Source organism: Craterilacuibacter sp. RT1T (genome assembly GCF_023502145.1).
Lineage (GTDB): Bacteria > Pseudomonadota > Gammaproteobacteria > Burkholderiales > Chromobacteriaceae > Craterilacuibacter.
Window position 1 is genome coordinate 390,868 of record NZ_JAMFLI010000001.1, and the last position, 20,238, is coordinate 411,105.

24 protein-coding genes and 5 tRNA genes are annotated in these 20,238 nt (G+C 58.6%); 9 read left to right on the top strand and 20 right to left on the bottom strand.

Features of this window, described 5'->3' with window-relative positions; genetic code table 11:
- Position 1: 1 nt before the first annotated feature.
- The 17 genes from M3P88_RS02080 to M3P88_RS02160 form a co-directional block, all read right to left on the bottom strand.
- Positions 2-1,006: a phage tail protein I gene (locus M3P88_RS02080; protein ID WP_249614412.1), complete on the bottom strand. Its 1,005-nt coding sequence runs from the start codon at positions 1,004-1,006 to the stop codon at positions 2-4.
- Entirely contained in the window at positions 1,003-1,893 is an 891-nt protein-coding gene (locus tag M3P88_RS02085) for a baseplate assembly protein (protein WP_249614413.1), read from the bottom strand. Before M3P88_RS02085 ends, M3P88_RS02080 begins: the two co-directional genes overlap by 4 nt.
- Complete coding sequence (locus M3P88_RS02090) at positions 1,890-2,246, bottom strand: GPW/gp25 family protein (protein WP_249614414.1); 357 nt, start codon at positions 2,244-2,246, stop codon at positions 1,890-1,892. The genes M3P88_RS02085 and M3P88_RS02090 overlap by 4 nt, the downstream gene beginning before the upstream one ends.
- Positions 2,243-2,893 carry a phage baseplate assembly protein V gene (locus M3P88_RS02095; RefSeq protein ID WP_249614415.1) on the bottom strand — a complete coding sequence of 217 codons (651 nt, stop codon included), beginning with the start codon at positions 2,891-2,893 and terminating at the stop codon, positions 2,243-2,245. Before M3P88_RS02095 ends, M3P88_RS02090 begins: the two co-directional genes overlap by 4 nt.
- Positions 2,894-2,965: 72 nt before the next feature.
- Positions 2,966-3,412 carry a phage virion morphogenesis protein gene (locus M3P88_RS02100; RefSeq protein WP_249614416.1) on the bottom strand — a complete coding sequence of 149 codons (447 nt, stop codon included), beginning with the start codon at positions 3,410-3,412 and terminating at the stop codon, positions 2,966-2,968.
- Positions 3,399-3,887, bottom strand: coding sequence for a phage tail protein (locus tag M3P88_RS02105; protein ID WP_249614417.1), 489 nt, complete (start codon positions 3,885-3,887; stop codon positions 3,399-3,401). Before M3P88_RS02105 ends, M3P88_RS02100 begins: the two co-directional genes overlap by 14 nt.
- Entirely contained in the window at positions 3,884-4,090 is a 207-nt protein-coding gene (locus tag M3P88_RS02110; protein WP_283773062.1) for a TraR/DksA family transcriptional regulator, read from the bottom strand. Before M3P88_RS02110 ends, M3P88_RS02105 begins: the two co-directional genes overlap by 4 nt.
- Entirely contained in the window at positions 4,087-4,290 is a 204-nt protein-coding gene (lysC, locus tag M3P88_RS02115) for an Rz1-like lysis system protein LysC (RefSeq protein WP_349629032.1), read from the bottom strand. The genes M3P88_RS02110 and lysC overlap by 4 nt, the downstream gene beginning before the upstream one ends.
- Positions 4,247-4,600 carry a hypothetical protein gene (locus tag M3P88_RS02120; protein ID WP_249614418.1) on the bottom strand — a complete coding sequence of 118 codons (354 nt, stop codon included), beginning with the start codon at positions 4,598-4,600 and terminating at the stop codon, positions 4,247-4,249. Before M3P88_RS02120 ends, lysC begins: the two co-directional genes overlap by 44 nt.
- Complete coding sequence (locus M3P88_RS02125; protein ID WP_249614419.1) at positions 4,597-5,388, bottom strand: N-acetylmuramidase domain-containing protein; 792 nt, start codon at positions 5,386-5,388, stop codon at positions 4,597-4,599. Before M3P88_RS02125 ends, M3P88_RS02120 begins: the two co-directional genes overlap by 4 nt.
- The gene (locus tag M3P88_RS02130) at positions 5,379-5,693 is read right to left on the bottom strand and encodes a phage holin family protein (protein WP_249614420.1); all 315 of its coding nucleotides are present in this window, start codon (positions 5,691-5,693) and stop codon (positions 5,379-5,381) included. The genes M3P88_RS02125 and M3P88_RS02130 overlap by 10 nt, the downstream gene beginning before the upstream one ends.
- Positions 5,690-6,055 carry a putative holin gene (locus M3P88_RS02135; RefSeq protein ID WP_249614421.1) on the bottom strand — a complete coding sequence of 122 codons (366 nt, stop codon included), beginning with the start codon at positions 6,053-6,055 and terminating at the stop codon, positions 5,690-5,692. Before M3P88_RS02135 ends, M3P88_RS02130 begins: the two co-directional genes overlap by 4 nt.
- A 3-nt stretch (positions 6,056-6,058) precedes the next feature.
- Positions 6,059-6,265, bottom strand: coding sequence for a tail protein X (locus M3P88_RS02140; RefSeq protein WP_249614422.1), 207 nt, complete (start codon positions 6,263-6,265; stop codon positions 6,059-6,061).
- The gene (locus tag M3P88_RS02145; RefSeq protein WP_249614423.1) at positions 6,265-6,732 is read right to left on the bottom strand and encodes a head completion/stabilization protein; all 468 of its coding nucleotides are present in this window, start codon (positions 6,730-6,732) and stop codon (positions 6,265-6,267) included. Before M3P88_RS02145 ends, M3P88_RS02140 begins: the two co-directional genes overlap by 1 nt.
- A 93-nt stretch (positions 6,733-6,825) precedes the next feature.
- Entirely contained in the window at positions 6,826-7,503 is a 678-nt protein-coding gene (locus tag M3P88_RS02150) for a phage terminase small subunit (protein WP_249614424.1), read from the bottom strand.
- A gap of 1 nt (position 7,504) precedes the next feature.
- Positions 7,505-8,512: a phage major capsid protein, P2 family gene (locus M3P88_RS02155; protein ID WP_249614425.1), complete on the bottom strand. Its 1,008-nt coding sequence runs from the start codon at positions 8,510-8,512 to the stop codon at positions 7,505-7,507.
- A 15-nt stretch (positions 8,513-8,527) separates the two neighbouring features.
- The gene (locus tag M3P88_RS02160) at positions 8,528-9,349 is read right to left on the bottom strand and encodes a GPO family capsid scaffolding protein (protein WP_249614426.1); all 822 of its coding nucleotides are present in this window, start codon (positions 9,347-9,349) and stop codon (positions 8,528-8,530) included.
- Positions 9,350-9,417: 68 nt separating this feature from the next.
- On the opposite strand from M3P88_RS02160, the gene M3P88_RS02165 reads away from it, so the two are divergent.
- The 4 genes from M3P88_RS02165 (at position 9,418) to M3P88_RS02180 (ending at position 14,779) form a co-directional block, all read left to right on the top strand.
- A complete protein-coding gene (locus M3P88_RS02165; RefSeq protein WP_502798935.1) occupies positions 9,418-11,229 on the top strand; it encodes a terminase ATPase subunit family protein in 1,812 nt (603 codons plus the stop codon).
- A complete protein-coding gene (locus M3P88_RS02170; protein ID WP_249614427.1) occupies positions 11,229-12,224 on the top strand; it encodes a phage portal protein in 996 nt (331 codons plus the stop codon). Before M3P88_RS02165 ends, M3P88_RS02170 begins: the two co-directional genes overlap by 1 nt.
- A 792-nt stretch (positions 12,225-13,016) precedes the next feature.
- A complete protein-coding gene (locus M3P88_RS02175; protein ID WP_249614428.1) occupies positions 13,017-13,694 on the top strand; it encodes a YoaK family protein in 678 nt (225 codons plus the stop codon).
- 146 nt (positions 13,695-13,840) lie between these two features.
- Complete coding sequence (locus M3P88_RS02180) at positions 13,841-14,779, top strand: dihydroorotate oxidase (RefSeq protein ID WP_249614429.1); 939 nt, start codon at positions 13,841-13,843, stop codon at positions 14,777-14,779.
- A gap of 244 nt (positions 14,780-15,023) precedes the next feature.
- On the opposite strand, the gene M3P88_RS02185 is transcribed toward M3P88_RS02180, so the two are convergent.
- Together M3P88_RS02185 and M3P88_RS02190 are read right to left on the bottom strand one after the other, a co-directional pair.
- The gene (locus tag M3P88_RS02185; RefSeq protein ID WP_283773063.1) at positions 15,024-16,451 is read right to left on the bottom strand and encodes a catalase; all 1,428 of its coding nucleotides are present in this window, start codon (positions 16,449-16,451) and stop codon (positions 15,024-15,026) included.
- Between the two features lie 220 nt (positions 16,452-16,671).
- Positions 16,672-17,676 carry a recombination-associated protein RdgC gene (locus tag M3P88_RS02190; RefSeq protein ID WP_249614431.1) on the bottom strand — a complete coding sequence of 335 codons (1,005 nt, stop codon included), beginning with the start codon at positions 17,674-17,676 and terminating at the stop codon, positions 16,672-16,674.
- Between the two features lie 88 nt (positions 17,677-17,764).
- Between M3P88_RS02190 and M3P88_RS02195 the strand changes: the two genes are divergently transcribed.
- From M3P88_RS02195 to M3P88_RS02215, 5 genes are all read left to right on the top strand, one after another.
- A tRNA-Pro gene (locus M3P88_RS02195) sits at positions 17,765-17,841 on the top strand.
- A gap of 32 nt (positions 17,842-17,873) precedes the next feature.
- Positions 17,874-17,950: transfer RNA gene (locus M3P88_RS02200), tRNA-Pro, on the top strand.
- 33 nt (positions 17,951-17,983) lie between these two features.
- Positions 17,984-18,060, top strand: a tRNA-Pro gene (locus M3P88_RS02205).
- An 83-nt stretch (positions 18,061-18,143) separates the two neighbouring features.
- Positions 18,144-18,220, top strand: a tRNA-Pro gene (locus M3P88_RS02210).
- Between the two features lie 54 nt (positions 18,221-18,274).
- Positions 18,275-18,350, top strand: a tRNA-Thr gene (locus M3P88_RS02215).
- Positions 18,351-18,858: 508 nt separating this feature from the next.
- Here M3P88_RS02215 and M3P88_RS02220 read toward each other — a convergent pair.
- Positions 18,859-20,232, bottom strand: a complete 1,374-nt coding sequence (locus M3P88_RS02220) for an EAL and HDOD domain-containing protein (RefSeq protein ID WP_249614432.1) — start codon at positions 20,230-20,232, stop codon at positions 18,859-18,861.
- Between the last annotated feature and the right edge of the window lie 6 nt (positions 20,233-20,238).

Genomic DNA, 20,238 nt, shown 5'->3' on the forward strand with positions numbered 1-20,238 from the left:
TTCATGCCTCCATGTGATAAATGATTGTGCCTGTGCGCCTTACTGGCGGCTGGCGACGGACCGAGCCGTCTCTGCCTGTTGTGCCATCGCGCCGCCAGCTTCCGCGCTGAATCTTTCCACTTCTACGCAGGCTTATTTCCATGGAGATGGGCATGTTTGCATCAGCGGCAAACGCGTTCCTCGCCCCGCGGAGTACGCAGTGATTTCTATTGAATCCCCCGTCCCGAATCGGGCGGATCTCTGGCGAGTCTGCATCAGATACCTGCAGCGCAATATTGGCAGTGTCGGTTTGTTGGTTCCGGGTGAGTCCAGAGATGATCCACGGCACACGAACAGCTCCAGAATTCCTACTCAGGATTCCATCCCTGAGCTGCTGCGTTGTCTGGTTTCTGCGTATGCTGCCGTTACGCCTAAGCCCGAACACGCCAACATCGGCTACGTCCAGCTCGACCGACAGGCTGGCGGAAGTGTCTTTAATGGCCTGCAGGTCGGAGGTGGTTGCTTGGTAGAGCAAATCCTTCAGATGGGATCGGGCTGGCTTCCATCTCTCGACGGCGGCGCGTACGCGTGCAGCTTCCGCCGCGCCAATGCCCTTGTGCTCACCAATGTCCAGCAGAATCCTGAAAACCGCCCAGCTACCTCGGTTACGCAATTCAACGCCAGATCGACCGACGCTTCCGTTCCTAATGAGAATCGGGAGCCCCTCAACGATCTGCGCGTCGGCGTAGCCAGCGGCCTTGATGGCCTCTTCCACCGCCCACACCGTGCCTTTGTGGCGGTGCAGATCGATAGACGTTTTGATTAGTGCGCGGCGCTCGGCTTCGTTGTCAGCTAGCTCCCATCCGTCAACCGATAGTGACCAGGCTAACCATGGCAGCAGCGCTGCCGGACAGTCATCTGCCGACCACAGTTTTGCGATGACTGACGGGTCGGCATCAAAATCGGTAGCGTTGGCAACAGCCGCCTCAAGCGGCGTGCGGTTGGGTGGTAGCAACCTGGCGCTCATGCGGCCACCCCGATCTCGATACTGCCAATCTGATACGCGGCCAGCGGGTCGGCCGCCATATCCGCAGCAGGCATGGTCAGGCTGACGCCCAGCACGCCCGCGCCGTGCAGCGCTGCATAGAGCGCAGAGCGCGGCACGCCCCGGCCGATGGCACGGTAGTCGATGGCGGTCTGTGCGGCGCGCTGCCTGATGTCTGCCAGTACCACGTCGCGGTCTGGCCCATCGGCAATGGTGACGGTTGCGCGCAGCGAATAGACCACTACTCGCGCGGCCTCGACCTTGACGGTGTCGGTTAGTGGCCGCACACGCTTGGCATTCAGCGCCGCGGCGACGGCCGCTACTTGTGCCGGCGTAGCCACGCCTGTCTCTCCCAGGATCGCGACGCGCACAACGCCTGGAGTCGGGCTGTCTACCGCTGCATCGGCAATGCCCGCATCGGCGGATAGCGTGTGGAAACGGTACGCATCGATGCTTCCGGCGACAGAAAGCCCCTCTAGCGACATCTGCGCGCGATAGCGCAGCCGCTCGTCGCTCTCCATGACTTTCTCGGCTGGCGGTGTGGCGTCTGGATTTGCTGGCGCAACCTCTAGCCGCTCTACGTCCAGCAGCACGACGAGGTTGTCCAGATCCGCGCCTTGCGCGTACGCCAGCATAGTGGCGCGTGCGGCATCGTTGATGCGGGCGCGCAGCACGAACTCCGCGTAGGCTGATTCCTGCAGCAGCATTGTCAGCGGCTCACTCTCAATAGCGAGCGTTGCCTCTATTCCGCGGCGCATTTCATCCGGCACTGCGCTAATCAGCCGCCTTTTCCTTTCGGATAGCAGCAGTTCATAGTCGATTTGCTCGACAACTTGCGGCGGTGGCAATTTTGTCAGATCAATCGTCATCTCGCCCCTCCAATGGTCACCGTTGCTGTTTCTGCGAGCGCTGTCGTCTCTGTCTCAATCTCCATGCTCACCGTCGCTAGCCCGTCGTGCGCAGCCTGCACGTCAACCCGCACAACCCTAGCGCGTGGCTCCCATCTCGCGATGGCCATAACGGACGCAGCCATCAGTCGCATGCGCGTCTTTCCGTCAAACGGTTGGTCGATCAGTTGCGGGATCAGGCTGCCGAAGTCGCGGCGCATCACTCTGCTGCCGATCGGCGTGGTGAGAATCTTGGCGATGCTCTGCCGGATATGGTCGAGGTCGCTGATCTGGGTTCCAGTGGCGGCGGACAGGCCGATGTAGCGTGCGCTCATTTTGGCGTCCCCGTAGTTCCGCCCGAGTCGCCCGGGTGCGTGTGGCTCGGCAAGCTGACGCCGTTACTGCTTAGCCCGCCGCTGTTGGTGAACTCGCCCTCGTGGCGTATAGGCCCGCTGATAACCGTTCCGCCTGCCCTTGCGCTGCCGCCTTTCCCGTTCATGCCTGATTTATAAGTAAACAGCCCGTTTGCCGTGAGCGCCCCCATGACCTGCACGTCTCCGGTGAATTCGCTGGCAGGGCAGTCCACTGTGCATTTTTCAGATGCCTGCACTGTTGCCGTTTTGATCCCGCTGGCCGACAGGCTGCCCGTTTCGTGTCGGTAGGCGATGCGTGCGCCATCCGGATAGGTGCGCACGCACTCTCCAAGGCTTGCCGATGGCGCTGGTGCGGCGTGCGTGTTCAGCCCTGTCATGACGATGCCGACGGCGGTATCGCCTGACGGGCTAAAAATAATGACTTGCTCGCCCACGCTTGGCGGGTCCCAGTCTGTCGTTGTGCCTGCACGGGCATGAATCCACGGCAGCCAGTCCGTTTCTATGCCTCCGGATGTCACGCGCACGCGCGCAGCGCCTGCGTCCACCTCGGCGATTGCGCCCAGGCGGATCAGGTTTTCTATGCGGCGGATAATTTCGGTGATGTCCATGCAGCGAGTTTGACCGGCTGGCGCTGCTTTGGCTTGTCTTGCTCGTTGTCTGCTGGCGGGGTAGGGCGGTGTTTACTTTGCGAGCGCGGACAGCACCATCTCTTCAACGGTGCGCAGGTCTTCATCGCTTAGGCCTAGCAGCTCTCGGCGCGGGTACTGCGCTTCTGGTCCGCCTTTGCTTACGCGGTCACGCAGGCCGTACTGGTGTACGCGCGCGATTCGCGCCACGTTGCTCGTGAACTCGACCGATGCGCTGGCGGTGCTTGATTTTGCCTTGAGATATTTGGCAGTGCGCAGCTTGGCGAACATCTGCTTTTTTATGCGCCCACTCTTTTTCCGCAATTGCGGCAGTCGTGGTGCGTAGGCGCTGCCGTCTGCGTTTTGCTGTGCGGCTATACGCTTTTGCTGGCTCTGGCGCAGTCGTTTTGCCATCTCGCGCGCCAGCTCTCTGCGACTGGCCGGCGACAGGTTGGCGATGAGCGCCGCAAAAGCCTGCTCTGCGTGCTCAAGCGTTGCCACTTATTACGCCCTCCCATTCTGCGGCCGGCTTTCCCTGGATAAACAGATCCCACTCTACGCCCGCATGGGGGTCTATGGCTGGCTCGCCATAGTGGGTGGCCTCCACCTTCCCGCCAGACTCTTTCACGCCGACACGCTCTGTCAGCGTCAGCTTGATAGATATGTCGCACGAGGCATTATTCAAAATGTCTGCCTCGAACCGGAATCCGTCGACCATGCGCTCTCTGTTCAGCAGCAACTCTGGCTGGTTTGACCTGATCCACGCCAGCACCGGCACAATCAGGGCGTCGCTATGGCCGGCGTAGTCGGTGACGATGATGTTGCAGGTGTAGCGGTATTCAAAACTGAGCGAGTCGCCACCCATGGTGCTGGCAATGCTGCCCTCGTCGATGAATACATGCAGCCGCTCAGGGTGCTTTTTCAGGCTGGGTACGCTGGCGCTTAGTGCGGCGCGCAGGCTGGTGGGCTTGTTCATCTCATGCGCTCCCGCTCGGACTGGCACGGAACACAGCGCCTGCACCCCGTAACCGCGCGCCTCCGGGCTTCCGGTATGTCTTCGCCGCAGTCTTCGCACTGCATCAGCATTGCCCCTGCCTTCATCTTTGCCTCCTGCGCCGCTAACGCGATATCGCGCTGCATTTCCTCCAGCGCTTGCGCCCGATCAAACGCATCGGTCATGGCTGCCCCTTGGCGTTGGCAATGGCGTCCACCTGTGCGGCGCAGCGCGCCAGCGCCGCCCTGTTTTCAATCATGCTGGCGGCCAGCTCTGCATTGGTGCGCGGCGCGGTCGCGGGCAAGTCGCAACGCGTTACGGCGGGGCAGGTGCTTGACACGTTAATTTGCTTCGGCGCTGTAGTTGAGCACGCCGGCAACATCATCAGGCAGGCGAGTGCGGCCCCAGTCTGCAGTTTGCTTGCTTTCACGCTGTGCCCTTTCTAGTTTGACGGCGCGGGCCGTCGTGGTGGCGTTGATGGCATCGATGCGCTCAATTAGGCGGATTCGCTCGGCCTCGCTGGCTTCCGCCGCCTTTTGCATGGCGCGGACCGATGCGCTCTCCGTGTCCAGCGCTTCCTGTGCGGCTTTTAGCTGCTGCTCGGATGCGCTGCGTTTTTCGTTCGCGCGCTGGGCGCCCAGTATTGCGACGGCGGCAATCAAAAACAGGCTGGCAATGGCTGCATTCCTGATCATGCGGCCTCCTTGCTGTGCCTAAGATAGGCGCGGTAAAGCTTGGTGTCGTACAGGTTTTCGGCAAACGCCGGCCCGTTGTAATGCCTGGCAAAACTGACCCAGTCTTTCCGCTTGAGTGCGCGCCAGACTGGCTGGTTTACCTGCACGAACTTGACAAAGGCGCGTAGCTGTTCGCCCTCGCTCTGGTTCATAGCCTCCTCAAACTGTTCTGCGCTCGCATAGGCCAGCGCCCCCCAGTGATACCCCATGATCTGAAACAGCCCCCAGCTGGCTGACTCAATAGCGGGCGCTTCACTGCCACACAGCGCAGCGGCGCGACTGATGCGCACCTGCTCTGCACTGCCGCCCTGATAGCCGCCTCGCTTCTGGCTGCAAAGCTCTGGATGGCTGGCGGCCAGCTTTTGCGCCATGTCAGGCGGCAGACGGCGATAAAATACATGCCGCTCAAACAGCACGACAGGTGCGCCGCTTGCATCAAACCCGTTGCCTCGCGACTCGACATCCAGCACGGCGCGAATGGCTGCGGCGTCTACTTCAAGCGCAGCGGCGGCTGCATGAATGTCTGCCTCGGTCAGTGCGCGCCTAGTGGTGCCTAGCTCTAGCGCGCGCAAGGTGTTTACGCCTGCAATGCCGTCGGCGGCCAGCCCGACCGAGCGCTGGAAGCGGCGCACGGCGTCTTTTGTCGCCGCGCCAAACCATCCGTCCACCTCCGTGGAAAACCCTGCATCCGACAGCGCCAGCTGCAGCGCAGTAACTGCCGCTCCTTTGCTGCCATGCTTTAAAACCATGTTCGCCTCCCCATCCACTTGGCAAGATGGCTCTCGGCTTGTCCCGCTTGCCGGAATAGCTTGAATACATTGCCGCGCGCTGCAAATACGGCAGCACACAGCATGCCGTCCAGCACCACGCGCGCCGCGCTGGCATCCTGCCCAAACAGGTGCAGCAGAGGCACCGACCCTGCGGCCACGATCAGTACATACGCCGCCGCGCTGGCTCTCGGTTTATGGCGCCCGGCACGTGCGCGAAATATGACCAGGCGAATGGCAATGAGCGCACACAAAATGGCATCGATACTGCTCAGCAGCGCGATCATTTGCGCCCCCTTCCGATCAGCTCTTCCGGGTTGTCTGCCTTGCGGATCAGCCATAACAGCAACTTGACGGCCAGCGCGGCCGCCAGCAACGCGCCCACGCCTTCTGGAACTTGTACGGCCTGCGGCGTGAGGGCTGCGACCAGCCCCGACATAAACCCCGACCCGATGCATCCGGCGATAAACGACACGACAAACGATGCCGCCTTGGCGACCAACCCAAGGTCGCTGCTTGACAGCACAAAAACGACTGCGCCGGCAAACGCGCCCAGCACCACGGCGGCCTCCACCCCCGGAAACATCGATAAAAGCGCGACAGAAAAAACCGACCCTGTCACCGCCGTACTGCTTATTGGTTCAGCCATTACTCAGTCCCATAGATTGATCAGCCCGCTGACGGGCTTTGGTGGTGTGGCCTGCGGCAATTCAACTTTCGCCCCGTGCGGCAAGATGGCGCCAAACTCAGCCAGCCCCGGATTCGCGGCAAATACCGCCTCAGTGATACCAGCGGTAAAGCCGTAATGCCGATGGCAGATTGCATCGACGGTGTCGCCCTGGTGTGCAATGACCTGCATCAGATCAGCTCCACTGTCGTTCTCCCGGCGCCGGTAATGCTGCGGCACGCCCAGCGCGCATCGCGCCTCAGATCGTCGATCGGGCTTTCCATCTCGTCTGCTCTGCGCTGCCCGTCGCCCGTTGCGTCATAGTCGCGGTATCGCTCAAGCAAATTTGCCTTGGCTTCGCAAAACACGGCGCGGCGATAGCTCGCCATGTGCACGCTGTCGCCATCTATAGCGTCGGCCGGTACATCCCCCAGACTTGCATAGCCCGCCGCCTGCATCATGGCTCGCCAGTTTGCAAGGTCGGCATTGGTGCTGACCATCGCCTCAATCAGCGCATGGCGCAGGCGCAGCATGGTGATAGTGCCATCGATGCGCAGGGCGTCTCGGGCGTCTGTCGGGTCGATGTCCGGCCAAAATGCCGAGTTGCCGATAGGGCGCTCGTCCTCGTCGCTTGGGTTTTGCTCTGTCGCTACAAACATGCGCGTTCCTTGGTAGACGGTGGTCGGGGCTTTGAGCTGGCGCGAAGTCAGTCGCGGCCCCGAGCCGTCCAGTGGTGCGGGGTTCGCCCGGTGTCAGCGGATGGATTTGCCAGCCGCCAAGTTCTTTATCTCGCGCTCCAGTCGCTCGATGTCTTTCTTTACGCCGCACTTGTCGTGCAGCTGCAGCGCCCGCTTGAGTGCGGCGCAAGCCTGCTCCCGCTTTTTTCCTGCGCGCAATCCGTAGCCTATGGCCTTGAGCAGCTTGGCGCGCACCTCGTCCGGCATGTCTTCGCCTTCGGTCAGATCGTGCATCTGGATCAGGCTTTGCAGGTCTATCGACTCGCTGGCGTCATGCGCCCGAATGCCGGCGTCCGCGATTTCTTCGGCCAGCAGGGTTGCGGTGGTGCGTTGGTATTGGTCTGGCAGGGTGAGCTTGTGCTGCAAGGCGTAGCGCGCCATGGGCAATGCGGCAGCGTAATCTCCGGCATCGATAGTCCAGACCATGATCGACATAAAGACATCGTCTTGCGCGCCCTTGCCATCACTGAGCACGCCCTCCACCCACGGCGCGTATTCCGGCAATAGCTCGCGCTTTAGCGCGCATTTCGACTCGATAGACTGGATGGCTTTTAGCCTGCGCTTATCGCCAGCAAGGCGGGAAAGCATCAGCTCATAGCCTGATGCGTTGGCAAGCGGGTTGCCAAAAGCCGCCAAGGCGGAAACCCTGGCGGCTGTTGCCCGCATCATGTGACGCTGTGCGGGGCTGGCCATATCACAGCATCTCGATGTTTTCGACCAGGCAACCGGCCTCGTACACCTCAACGACGTAAGCATCATTGGTGCTTTCGTAGTTGGCGATGCGGTCATAGTTCGACTCTTCAACAACGTTGCGGCGGCGGGCGCCCTCCTGCCAGTAGATAGACAGGTTGGATAGCTTGGTGATCAGCATCTTTCCCTGCGGCATGAATGGCGCGCGCACGGCCTGCAGTCCGCCCATGCGCTTCTGGCTGACAACCAGGTCGGCCGCCATCATTTCAGACGGCTTATTGTCGCTATTGAGAATCGGGAAATACTTATCTGCCAGCAGCTCGCGCCCGCAAATCACCACCAGCTCGGTATCCTCGGCAAAGGCCGCGCCAATCAGCGTATTGACGGCATCAAAAACCAGTGCATCCAGATTGACATAGTCGCCACCGGTGCCGACCGTAATCTTGCCCGCCGTTGCGCCTTCTTTCATTACGCGCTCAGGCGCGTGCTCGCGGTATTGCTGCAGCCAGCCCTTGTTTACGTCCTGCAATAGCGGGTTGGTTTCGCGGTCTGTATTTTCTGCCGCCGACACGCCGTTAAAGCCGATCATGATGCGGTCAAGCGCCTGCTGCTTGACAATTACATCACGCAGCTTGGTCTGGAAGTCCGGAAACTTGGCCCACATATCCAGCTGCGCATACGGGTAGGCGGTGTCGAAGTTGGTTTTGACGCACTTGTAAGCGCCGGAAACCATGTCCGCTACGCTGCGCGGCTGGCGCGGGTTGTTGTTTGCGGTCTTGGTGCGGCCGGCAATCGTGCCCGTTGTGCCGAGCCCCAGCTTCTCGCCCTCCATATCGGTCACGCCCGGCATATTGATGCGGCTCAAGAATTCGCTCGACTCTTGCAGGCTGGTTTCCAGCGTCTGCTGGATGGATGGCAGCACGGTGAAATTCTTGTCTACGCTGGCGACTTGGTTCAGTTCGGCGATTTTGGCGGTGTATTGCTCAAAAGCGTGGCGGGTTTCTTTGCGCATAGGGCTTGTCTCCAGTTAGAACGTAGTAGGGTGGGCAGTGGTGCTGCCGGTGGCCGGCTGGCGCGGCTCGGTTGCTGGCACTTTCTCAAGCGTGGCAAACGCAGCCTTCAGGTCTTGCACTTGCTGCTTCAAGCCGTCTATTTCTTGCGCCTGCTCGCTCAGCTTGGTGTCGTCACCCTGGCGGCTGCCTGCCTGCTCGACCAGCTCGCGCTGGCTTTCTGCGATGGCCTCAACCGCTTGCTCGATACTTGCGAAGCGCTCGGCGCTGCCTGCGTCCTTCTTGCCTATCATCGCTTTGATGCGGGCAAAAAAACTCTCCCCTGTCTGCGCGCTCTCTGCTTCCAGTTCGATTAGCGTTTCTTCCGCAGCGGTAAAGCTGTTTTCCGGCTTTTGCTTGCGCATGCGCAGCGGGTTTTCGGTAGCGCCTGCGCAAAATTTCAGCATTTCTGTCCCGAGGCTGGCGGGCGAATCAGTAATGGCGAGGCCGACCAGATAAGCTGCGCCGGTATCGGCAAAGTCGTGGTCGATCTCGATCGACGTGTAAACCTTCTGCCGCTGATCATTAACCAGGCTGATCAGGTCTTCTGTCGGGTCAACCTGCGCAAACAGGCACATTTTGCCGTCTACTTCTTCCGCCTTCAGGGCCAGCACGTCGCCGTAGGCGCGGAACGTGCTGTCCGGATAAAACCCTCTAACATGCTCCATGTTGACGCGCGCGCCGTACTTTGCCGGGTCATAGCTGGCGGCCATCTGGGTGAGCCAGTCGCGATTGATCAGCCGGCCGTCAGTGGTTGCCCCTTCGGTGGCGACCCTGAAAAACTTGCTTGGTCTTGGCATTGCCTGCCCTTTAGCGTGATTGATGCCCACATTGTCCAGCCTTTGCCCGGCTTCGCTATGTGTGCTCGTTGTCTGGAAGGCTGGTAGATCAGCCGCGCATTCCCTCGCGCGCGCGCTTCATTGAAGCTTTGGCCATGGAAATTCACCAAGACCTAGACCCGCGCCGCATTGCCCGTGGCCTTTACTGGCAGGGCTGGCGCATCCAGCGCATTGCTGAGCAGCTGCGCGTCAACCCCGCCACGCTGCAAAGCTGGAAGCGGCGCGATGGCTGGGATGCAAGTTCTCCGATCGATCGCGTGGACGCCACGCTCGAAGCGCGGCTAATGCAGCTGATCACCAAAGAGCCGAAAGACGGCCGCGACTTCAAGGAAATTGACTTGCTTGGCAGGCAGATGGAGCGCATGGCGCGGGTCAATAAATTCAATCACGGCGGCAATGAGGCAGATCTCAACCCTCGCGTGGCGAACCGCAACGCTCGTGAGCGCAAGCCCAGCGAAAAGAACGCCGTCAGCGAAGAGCAGCAAGAGCGGCTGGTAGAGTGTTTTCTGGATGGTATGTTTGATTATCAGAAGCACTGGCACGAGGCCGGCAAAACGCACCGCATCCGCAACCTGCTCAAATCGCGCCAGATTGGTGCAACTTACTTTTTTGCGCATGAGGCGCTTATCGATGCGCTGCTGACCGGGCGCAACCAGATCTTCCTGTCAGCTAGTCGTGCCCAGGCGCATCAGTTCCGCTCCTACATCGTCGCATTTGCCAAGAGCGAAGGCGTCGAGCTGCGCGGCGACCCCATCATTCTGCCCAATGGCGCAGAGCTGATCTTTCTGGGTACAAACAGCCGTACAGCCCAGTCGTACCACGGCAACCTGTATCTGGATGAGTATTTCTGGATCCCCAAGTTTCAAGAGCTGCGCAAAGTCGCTGCAGGCATGGCCTCGCACGCAAAGTGGCGCATCACCTACTTCTCCACGCCGTCTGCCATTAGCCACGATGCGTATCCGTTCTGGTCTGGCAAGCTATTCAACAAGGGCCGCCCCAAGGCCGACCATATCGCGCTGGACATTTCACACGGCGCGCTTGCTGGTGGCGTGCGTTGTGCTGATGGCCAGTGGCGGCAAATCGTCACGGTTGAAGACGCCGCGCGCGGCGGCTGCACACTGTTTGATGTGGACCAGCTGCGACTAGAAAACAGCCCGACCGAATTCGAGCAGCTGTATATGTGCGAATTTATCGATGACGGTGAAAGCGTGTTCACCATGCCGATGATGCAGCGCTGCATGGTCGACGCCTTTGACTGGGATGATTACAAGCCATTTGCTGCCCGCCCGCTGGGTGAGCGTGAGGTCTGGATTGGCTACGATCCAGCTAATGCCGGCGATAGCGCCGGCTGCGCCGTGGTAGCTCCGCCGCTGGTCGACGGCGGGAAGTTCCGCGTGCTTGAGCGTCATCAGTTCCGTGGCATCGACTTTCAGGCGCAGGCCGATGCAATCCGCAAGATGTGTGACCGCTACCGCGTCACCCATATTGGTATCGATACCACCGGCCTTGGCGTGGGCGTACATCAACTGGTCAAGCAGTTCTTCCCGGCGGCCAAGGCAATCAATTACTCGGTGGAGGTCAAGGTTCGGCTTGTTCTCAAGGCCTATGACGTGATCAGCCGGGGCAGGCTTGAGTTCGACGCCGGCCATACCGACATTGCCGCCAGCTTCATGCAGATCAAAAAGACGGTCACGCCGTCCGGTCGTCAGGCCACCTATGTGGCGGGTCGCTCGGAAGAGTCCAGTCATGCCGATGTGGCATGGGCCGTCATGCACGCCCTTGAGCATGAACCGCTCGAAGGCCGCAACCCGAATAACAGCAGTTTCCTGGAGCTTTTCTAATGACCGACACCGCAACCCCGCATGGCCCGATGGCCTTTTCTTTTGGCGACCCCGAGCCGGTGCTCAGCAATCGCGGCCTGCTCGATTATTTGCACTGCACCACGTTTGGCGGGCGTTGGTACGAACCGCCCGTTTCGCTGGATGGCTTGGCGCAGTCGTTCCGCGCATCGGTGCATCATGGCTCTGCGCTGTATGTGAAGCGCAACGTTCTGGCCAGCACCTTCCGGCCGCATCCGCTGCTGTCGCGTGCTGGGTTCTCCCGGCTGGCGCTCGACTTCCTGATCTTCGGCAATGCGTACCTGGAACGGCGCACGAATCAGGGCGGCCGCACTATTGAGCTGGCCCCCGCGCCCGCCAAGTACATGCGTCGCGGCCTTGAATCTGATACCTATTGGTACTGCGGCAGCAGTACGGATGGCGTTGCCATGCCTCGCGGCAGCGTTTATCACCTGATGGAATACGACGTGAACCAAGAGCTTTACGGCATGCCCGAATATCTGGCCGCGCTTAATTCAGCCTGGCTTAACGAATCTGCCACGCTTTTCCGCCGCAAATACTTCCAGAATGGCAGCCACGCCGGCTTCATTCTGTATATGACCGACACCGTGCAGCAAGAGGGTGACGTTGATGCGCTACGCAAAGCGCTGAAAGACAGCAAGGGCCCTGGCAACTTCCGCAATCTTTTCGTCTACGCGCCGGGCGGCAAGAAAGACGGCATCCAGCTGCTCCCCGTGAGCGAGGTGGCGGCCAAGGATGATTTTTCCGGCATCAAGAACATCACCCGGGATGATCAGCTTGCCATGCACCGCGTTCCGCCCCAGCTGCTTGGCGTCATGCCTGGCAACGTGGGCGGTTTTGGTGATGTAGAGAAGGCGGCAAAGGTTTTCTGGGTCAACGAAATCAAGCCGCTGCAGGCGCGCTTTGCCGAGCTAAACGACTGGCTGGGCGAAGAGGTGGTGCGCTTCGACGACTATGCGCTGGCCGACCCGGCCTAGCCCTCTCAGCCCTTTCTCGCCCTCAATGGCGGCCTGCGTGGCCGCCTGATTCTTTTCTTGCCTCAGTCCTTTCCCCGTTTGCCTCCATAAGTTCCGCTCGACCCCGTGGCGCGCGCTCGGGACCCCGCCCCGCCCGCCCGCTTCTTGGGTCGGAAAACATGCAGGTGCACGAAATACCCCGGCTGCCCGCCGTTACTGGCGCTCAATGGCACATTTTACTGCACGAAAAATCGTGCAAAATCGTGCAGCCAAACGTATGCAGCGGGCTTGTTGCGTTTTTGCCCGCTGTGCTGTTTTTATATTTTGGAGTGGCCGAGCCGCATATATCTATGACTTTTAATGCAAATCGGCACACTGCAAAGCCGTCTACGCCGGTTCGATTCCGACCCCCGCCTCCAATAAAAGCCCGCAGATCAATGATCTGCGGGCTTTTTGCTTTTCGGCATGATTTGTTTATCACCATCCCTCATTAAAATGTGCAGTGCCGCTACGCCATAAGGCCGGTGTGCCATTCGCGCCTTCCTCACTGTTGTTGATGTTTCCGGCTGGTCTTGATGGGGCCCGAAAGCCGGGGTGTTTGGCTGGCATCTCACTTGCCCTGTCTGGATGGGGGCTGCTTGCGAGATGTGAAACAAGGCACGCATTATCGTGCGGCTATCTGTCTTGATGTGGGAGGGTAGGGACACAAGGCAAGGTTGGTAACCGGTCTACTGTCATGCGTTTTCATGCGGAGTGGTCGAGTATTGCATAAATTAGAGCAGCAAGTATGGCGTGACCTACCTAAGCTGGCTTATGACTCGCTCTACATCTCCTGCCTTGTTGCTGATCTGGATTGCACTTTTATGCCTCTTCAGTGGCGCGCTTAATATTTTTACGCTGCTGCGTTTTGCCTACTCGGTTTCCCATTTTTCTGGAAATCTGCTGGATATCGCGGATGATATTTTGCTGAAGCATGCCCTGGAGCAGGGTTGGCGTATTTTGCTGCTTATCGGTTTTTTTGCACTGGGCGCATTTATTTCCGGATTGCTCATGCGTGAGGGGCGAGGAGGCTATCGTCCCTTGTATGGTTATTTGATGTTGGGAATGGGGGTGGTGCTGTGGTTTTGGTCGCGTTACGGGCATGAGCAGGCCAGTTTTTTATATGCATTAACCATGACTATGGGCTGCCAGAATGCCTTGTATATCCAGTATCGCAGCAATGTTGTGCGCACAACGCATATGACCGGAAATCTGACGGATTTTGGGGTTAACTTGGGTTATCTGGCGAGTGGTCAAAAGGATGTGGGCTGGAAGGTCTGGTTCAGTCTGATGGAGATGGCGGGGTACTTTGCGGGAGGGGCTTTGGCGGTTGTGCTTTATCTGAGGGTTGGGCAATCGTCTTTTGAGTGGTTTTCGCTGGCCTATGCGGGCGGCGGTCTGTTTTATCTTTTGATCGGCCGTCAGGCTGATGGAGTGCATGGGCCGGCGTGAGTGCTTTTCAGAGGAGGTGTTTTGTTTTGAGGGCCTGATTGCGGGGTATTGCTGTCATGGTCTTGATCTTGGTCAGTGCATTAAGGGTGTGCGGACTATTAGAATAAGAGGGTTTAAGTCCGGTTTTTATTCTGAGGAAATCAAGCATGGCCATCGATTTGTCCGTCTCCTGGTTGGGTGTCAATATGGAGAACCCCCTGTACAACGCGTCCGGCGTGATGTGCCGCTCGCGTGAAGAGCTCGATGCCGTCGCCGCCTCTGCTGCCGGGGCATTGATTACCAAGAGTTGCACGCTGTCTGCGCGCGAGGGGAACCCCGAGCCGCGTTATGCGACGGCACCATTTGGCAGTATTAATTCGATGGGCCTGCCTAACGCCGGCTACGAATACTATCTCGATTACGCCAAAATTTACGATCACGCTAGCGGTAAGCCGCTGTTTGTCTCGATTTCCGGCATGACGCTGGAAGAGAACCTGACCATGCTTAAGGCGTTTCGCGATGCCGAATTGCCGTGCCTGGTCGAGCTCAATCTGAGCTGCCCGAACCTGCCGGGCAAGGCGCAGATCGGTTACGATTTTGCCGCATCCAGCCATGTATTGAGCGAAGTGGTTAAAGTGTACGACAAGCCTTTTGGCGTCAAGCTGCCGCCTTACTTCGATCCGGTTCACTTTGCCGAGATGGCATCGGTGCTCAATAGCTTCCCATCGCTCAAGTACGTCACCTGTATTAACTCGGTTGGCAACGGTCTGGTGATCGATATCGATCAGGAGTCGGTGGTCATCAAGCCTAAGGCGGGTCTGGGTGGCTTGGGCGGCGATTATGTCTTGCCGACTGCGCTGGCCAATGTGCGTGAATTCTCACGCCTCTTGGACGACAAGCATGTGATCGGCTGTGGCGGTATCAAGAGCGGGCGCGAGGCGTTTATGCACATTCTGGCGGGTGCAACCGCGATTCAGGTGGGAACTTGCCTGTACGAAGAAGGCGTGGATTGTTTCGCGCGCATCCTGAACGAGCTGGCTGCCATCATGGAGGCAAAGGGTTACAGCAAGCTCGCCGACTTCCGCGGCAAGCTGCGTACCATGTAAGCGTAACCGCTTGCGCATACAACAACGCCCCGCAGTGCGGGGCGTTGTTGTATCTGCCTCAGTGGCAGAGCAGGCTAAGCCAGCCGGCGGTGAAGATGGCAAGACCGCTGCTGCGTTGCAGTGGGTGGCGTCTGATCCAGGCAAACATGGCGTTGAGTCTCCTTGCTGATGTGTTTAATGATATTAATTCTCATTTGCAAGTTGGTCAATCCCGCGCCATGTCAGCCCGGCATGGCTCCCGTGTTTACAAGCCGAGTGCGCGGGCGACACCGGCACCATAGGCCGGGTCGGCCAGCGTGCAGTTGGCAATATGGCGGCGCTTGATCTTGATATCGGCATCTCCCATGGCGCGGGCGGTGTTATCGAACAGGCGCTGTTGCTCGTCCGCGCTCATCAGCTGGAATAGCGCGCGCGGCTGGCTGTAATAATCACTGTCCTCGCGGTGGTTCCAGCGCTGTGCGGCGCCGGAGAGTGTCAGTGGCGGCTCGCTGAAGTCCGGTTGCTCCTGCCATTGACCGTAGCTGTTGGGCTCGTAGGCGAGCGTGCTGCCGTGGTTGCCATCCATGCGCATGGCGCCGTCACGATGGTAGCTATGGAACGGGCAGCGCGGTGCGTTGACCGGGATCTGGCCGTGATTCACCCCCAGACGGTAGCGCTGCGCATCACCGTAGGAGAATAGCCGGCCCTGCAGCATGCGGTCAGGCGAGAAGCTGATGCCTGGTACGACATGGGCCGGATTGAATGCGGCCTGCTCGACCTCGGCAAAGTAATTGGCCGGGTTGCGGTTGAGCTCAAATTCACCCACCTCGATCAGCGGGTAGTCGCCATGTGGCCACACCTTGGACAGATCAAACGGGTTGAACGGGCATTCGGCAGCCTGCTGCTCGCTCATGATCTGGATAAATAGCGTCCAGCGCGGGAAGTCACCGTTGTCGATGCTATCCAGCAAGTCACGCTGTGCGCTTTCGCGATCACGGCCTACCAGTGCTTGCGCTTCGGCATCGCTCAGATTCTTGATGCCTTGCTGGCTGCGGAAGTGAAATTTCACCCAGTGGCGCTCGTTCGCGGCATTGATCAGGCTAAAGGTATGGCTGCCGAAACCATGCATATGGCGGTAGCTGGCCGGGATGCCGCGGTCGCCCATCACATAAGTGATCTGATGTAGCGCCTCGGGTAGCAGTGTCCAGAAGTCCCAATTATTGTTGGCGCTGCGCATATTGGTGCGCGGGTCGCGTTTGACCGCATGGTTGAGGTCGGGGAATTTCAGAGGGTCGCGCAGGAAGAACACCGGCGTGTTGTTGCCCACCAGATCCCAGTTGCCCTCTTCGGTGTAAAACTTCAGCGCAAAGCCGCGAATGTCGCGCTCGGCATCCGCCGCGCCGCGCTCGCCCGCTACGGTAGAGAAGCGGGCAAACAGCTCGGTCTTTTTGCCGATGGCGGAAAATAGCTTGGCGCGGGTATAGCGGCTAATGTCGTGGGTGACGGTGAAGGTGCCAAAAGCGCCCGACCCTTTGGCATGCATGCGTCGCTCCGGGATCACCTCGCGGTCGAAGTGGGCGAGTTTTTCCAGAAACCACACATCCTGCAGCAGCATCGGGCCGCGCTCGCCGGCGGTCATTACATTCTGATTGTCGGGGACCGGTGCGCCGGCCTGGGTCGTGAGTTTGTTCATGTTTCGCTCCATCGGGTTTATTGCAGCCAGACCAGGTTCGCGTATAGATCGAACCAGCCATCCAGCCAGTTGCCATCGTGTTTCATGGTCGTGTCCTGCTGTTGATGAAGTGATTATGCCTTTGCTTTATAGTTTTGTTAAATTGAATATATGTTTTCGATAGTTAGCTTTTGACTATCGATAAAAAAGGAGGCATAGCCTCCTTGTTGTTTATCCTGCTTCAATTCCACGGCACATCATCGTCGCCGCTACCCGCTGCGGAGGGGGTATGGCTGGCGGCAGGGCTAGCGGGTGTAGCGGCCGGTTGGCTGGTCGCCTCCATCTGCTCGTCAGTCAGGCCGTCCAGCGATTCGACCAGTGCTTCGACGATATCGCCCAGCTCTTCGCTCATCAGAATGAAGGTGGCCTCGAACAGGCTTTCCATATCATCGCCGGCGCCGCTGGCTTCTTCTTGCAGGACATCAAGGAACTGGATGCGCTTAAGCTGCAAGGCATCGGTCAGTACAAAGCGCACGCGCTCGCGCCAGATCAGGCCGACGCGCGTGACCAGCATGCCGTTAGCGATGTGCTGCTTGATATCGTCGCTGGTCAGATCCATGCGCGTGCAGCGAATGATGGCGCCGTTCTCGCCCGGATCCTTCAGCTCGCACTCGGCATCCAGTTCGAAGCCATGCGGCGCTTCGCCATCGGCCACCCAGCTCGTCATCGCGGTATGCGGTGCCAGCTTGGTGCGCGGCAAGGCGGCAGGGAAGGGCGGCAGAGCATCGCGCAGTTGCGAAACCAGTGCTTCGGCCTTGCTGGCCGTGCCGCTATCGACCATCAGCCACTGACGGCGCGTATCCAGATAGGCAGTCAGCCGGCCGGAACGGGTAAAGGCGCGTGGCAACAGATCATCGGTAATCTGCTCTTTTAACTCCAGCTTTTCCTTGCGGCCTATTTTGCGCAGCTCGGTGTTCTCGATCTCGCTGATCTTGGCATCGAGGAAGTCACGAATCACGCCGGCCGGCAGCACCTTGTCTTCGCGCTTGAGCGCGACCATCAGGCAATCGCGTACCGGATAGACCGGATCGACCAGAAAACCTGCCGGCGGCACCCAGCCTTCGCTGAACCAATCCAGACCCATGCAGTGGGAGAAGGGGCGTTTTTCCAGTACTTCCGACAGTTTTTCGGTAGAAGGAATCGAATTTTCGCTTAGGCGATAAAAAGAGAGTTGCTTAAACCACATATTTAATAGATAATGCTCGTCCTCAGAAGCAATTATTGTACCGCAATCAAAACGGGCCATGTCGCAACTGGGGAAATAAAGTTGAAAGCGGAGTGTGGCGCAGTCCGGTAGCGCACCTGGTTTGGGACCAGGGGGTCCAAGGTTCGAATCCTTGTACTCCGACCACAACTTAACAAGTTAGCAGCATGATTTTTCGGCGGAGTGTGGCGCAGTCCGGTAGCGCACCTGGTTTGGGACCAGGGGGTCCAAGGTTCGAATCCTTGTACTCCGACCATCACGCAGCAGCTTGTTGTTTTGAAGTTCATGACGGAGTGTGGCGCAGTCCGGTAGCGCACCTGGTTTGGGACCAGGGGGTCCAAGGTTCGAATCCTTGTACTCCGACCATTACTTCAAGTTTTGCCAGTGTTGAAACTTCGATAAGTTTGCGGTAAATTTTGACTTGTATAAATAGTCTTTATCGTAAGAATCGGAGTGTAGCTTAGCCTGGTAGAGCGCTACGTTCGGGACGTAGAGGCCGGAGGTTCGAATCCTCTCACTCCGACCAGAATTCAAAAGCCTTGATCGTTTTAATCATCAAGGCTTTTTTACAAGTTGGTTCGCCGGTATAGCTCAGTTGGTAGAGCAGCGCATTCGTAATGCGAAGGTCGGGGGTTCAACTCCTCTTACCGGCACCATAAAAATCAAGCACTTAGGCCAATCCGCAAGGGTTGGCCTTTTTGTTTTCTGCTTCGCATCGCCACTTTTCGGCAGTGTAGCCACCGTGTAGCGGTCGTATTGTTGGCCTATTCAGGTCAAATCCACTGCTCGCTAACTGTTAAATCCCGGACGATTATTTACGCGTTTTACGAATAATTCAGGGTACTTTGTTTGTCAGCGTTTTAATGCCTGAACTGGGGCCGTGTACTCAAGGGCTTTTTGCGGGAGCTGTTGGTTGTAGAGTTACAGATAACGCTCTAGTGTCTGCGCCAGATCCAAGACACCATTAAAATGGTGCGTGGCCAGCACATCGGCTATTCGGCTATTGAAGTGTTTGGCCATACCATTCGTCTGCGGGTGCCGGGGCGTGATTGAAGCTAGAGAAGATTCTGCTTCAGCACGCTATACAACAAGCCTGATTTGCGACTGAACCAGATTCGCCAGCGGCCTGTATCGGGCCGCTGGCTCATTTGCTTGATTTCTTTTTTATGGCTGATCGCCATTGGCCACCGATTCTGCCCATGCCATGGCTTGCAGTTGCAGGCGGTTGACTTGTTCGACGGCGAGCCCAAGTTCGCCGGACAAGGTGCGGATACGTGCGTCTTGTTCCTGTTCCAGACCCAAGGTCAGATTGAGGTAGGGGGCAAACAGACCGTGGCCGTCAATCAGGGCGCTGGCGACGGTGGGCGGGAGCGATAAAGGCTGCAAGGCTTCTTTTAGCGGTTGTTGTAGCAGGGCGTCGAGCATGGAGAACATGCCGGTCAGAAACAGATGCTCGCATTCCAGCCGGTTTTTGCCGCCCGCCGTGCCCAGGTTCTCCATAAAGCGTGCGCGCCATAGTGAGCGCTCCAGCAAAACCAGGCTGCGGTTGTCGTCTTTGTTGCTGGTAAACAGCAGCAGGGTCAGCCACTTGAACAGGCTTTCCCGTCCAAGCAGTAGCAGGCTTTCGTCCAGCGTCGAGATCTTGCGGTTTAAGCCGTTGGCCGGAGAGTTGATAAAGCGCAGCAGCTTGAACAGCAGGATGGAGTCGAGCTTGAACTGTTCATTCAGTGCTTTGCTATCGGCACCGCTGCGCAACAGACGCAGAATCTCCATTACGCGCAGTCGGCCAGCGTCAGTCGGTACGCCTTCTATCTTGCGCACCTGGGTGATGAACGGCCCCTGGAACAGGACAAAGCGCTCATGCGCCGCACTGCTGCGCAGGCAGACTTCGTAGGCTTCCATCGAGTTGATATTGCGCGCATACCAGCGCGCACGCGGGAAACGCGCGGGCAGTTTGTCCAGAAACGGAACCAGTACCTCTTCGGCCGAGGCGGAAAAATCGAGTATCAGATAGTCCATCAGCCCGAACAGGTCGTTTTGCAAGGCGGGGGGCAGTTGTCCTTCGCCGAACTGTGTCGGCTCCAGCGCAAAGCACAGCCCTTGCTGCTTGAGTTGCTGTATCTGAGCCAGTTCTGCTTGCCCGATGCGCTCTCCGACCGAAGGGTTGAGGATGCAGATGACGCGCTGCGCGGCCAGAGTCGCCAGTTTGGGGTGGTCCAACACGCCCAGTGACAGGTTGATGAAGGCACGGCGTTTGGCGAGCAGGCTGAATACATCCAGATTCAGCAGTGTACCCAGCATCAGTTGATCATATTGCGCGTACTGGCTGGTGCCGGTCTCGCTACGCTGCGCGGCATCACAGGTGACGAACTCGTAGGCCACCAGTTTTTGCTGGCTATCGTAGACCGGCTGATGGGTGATAAAACCGAAGGAGGGCGGCAGGCGTTCGGCGTTATCTGGCTCAGCTTGTGCTGTTTTGCTGTCTTCTGTCTTGTCTGCGGTTTTGCCGGTCAGGCTGCCAAACAGGTTTTTAAGCATCGGGGT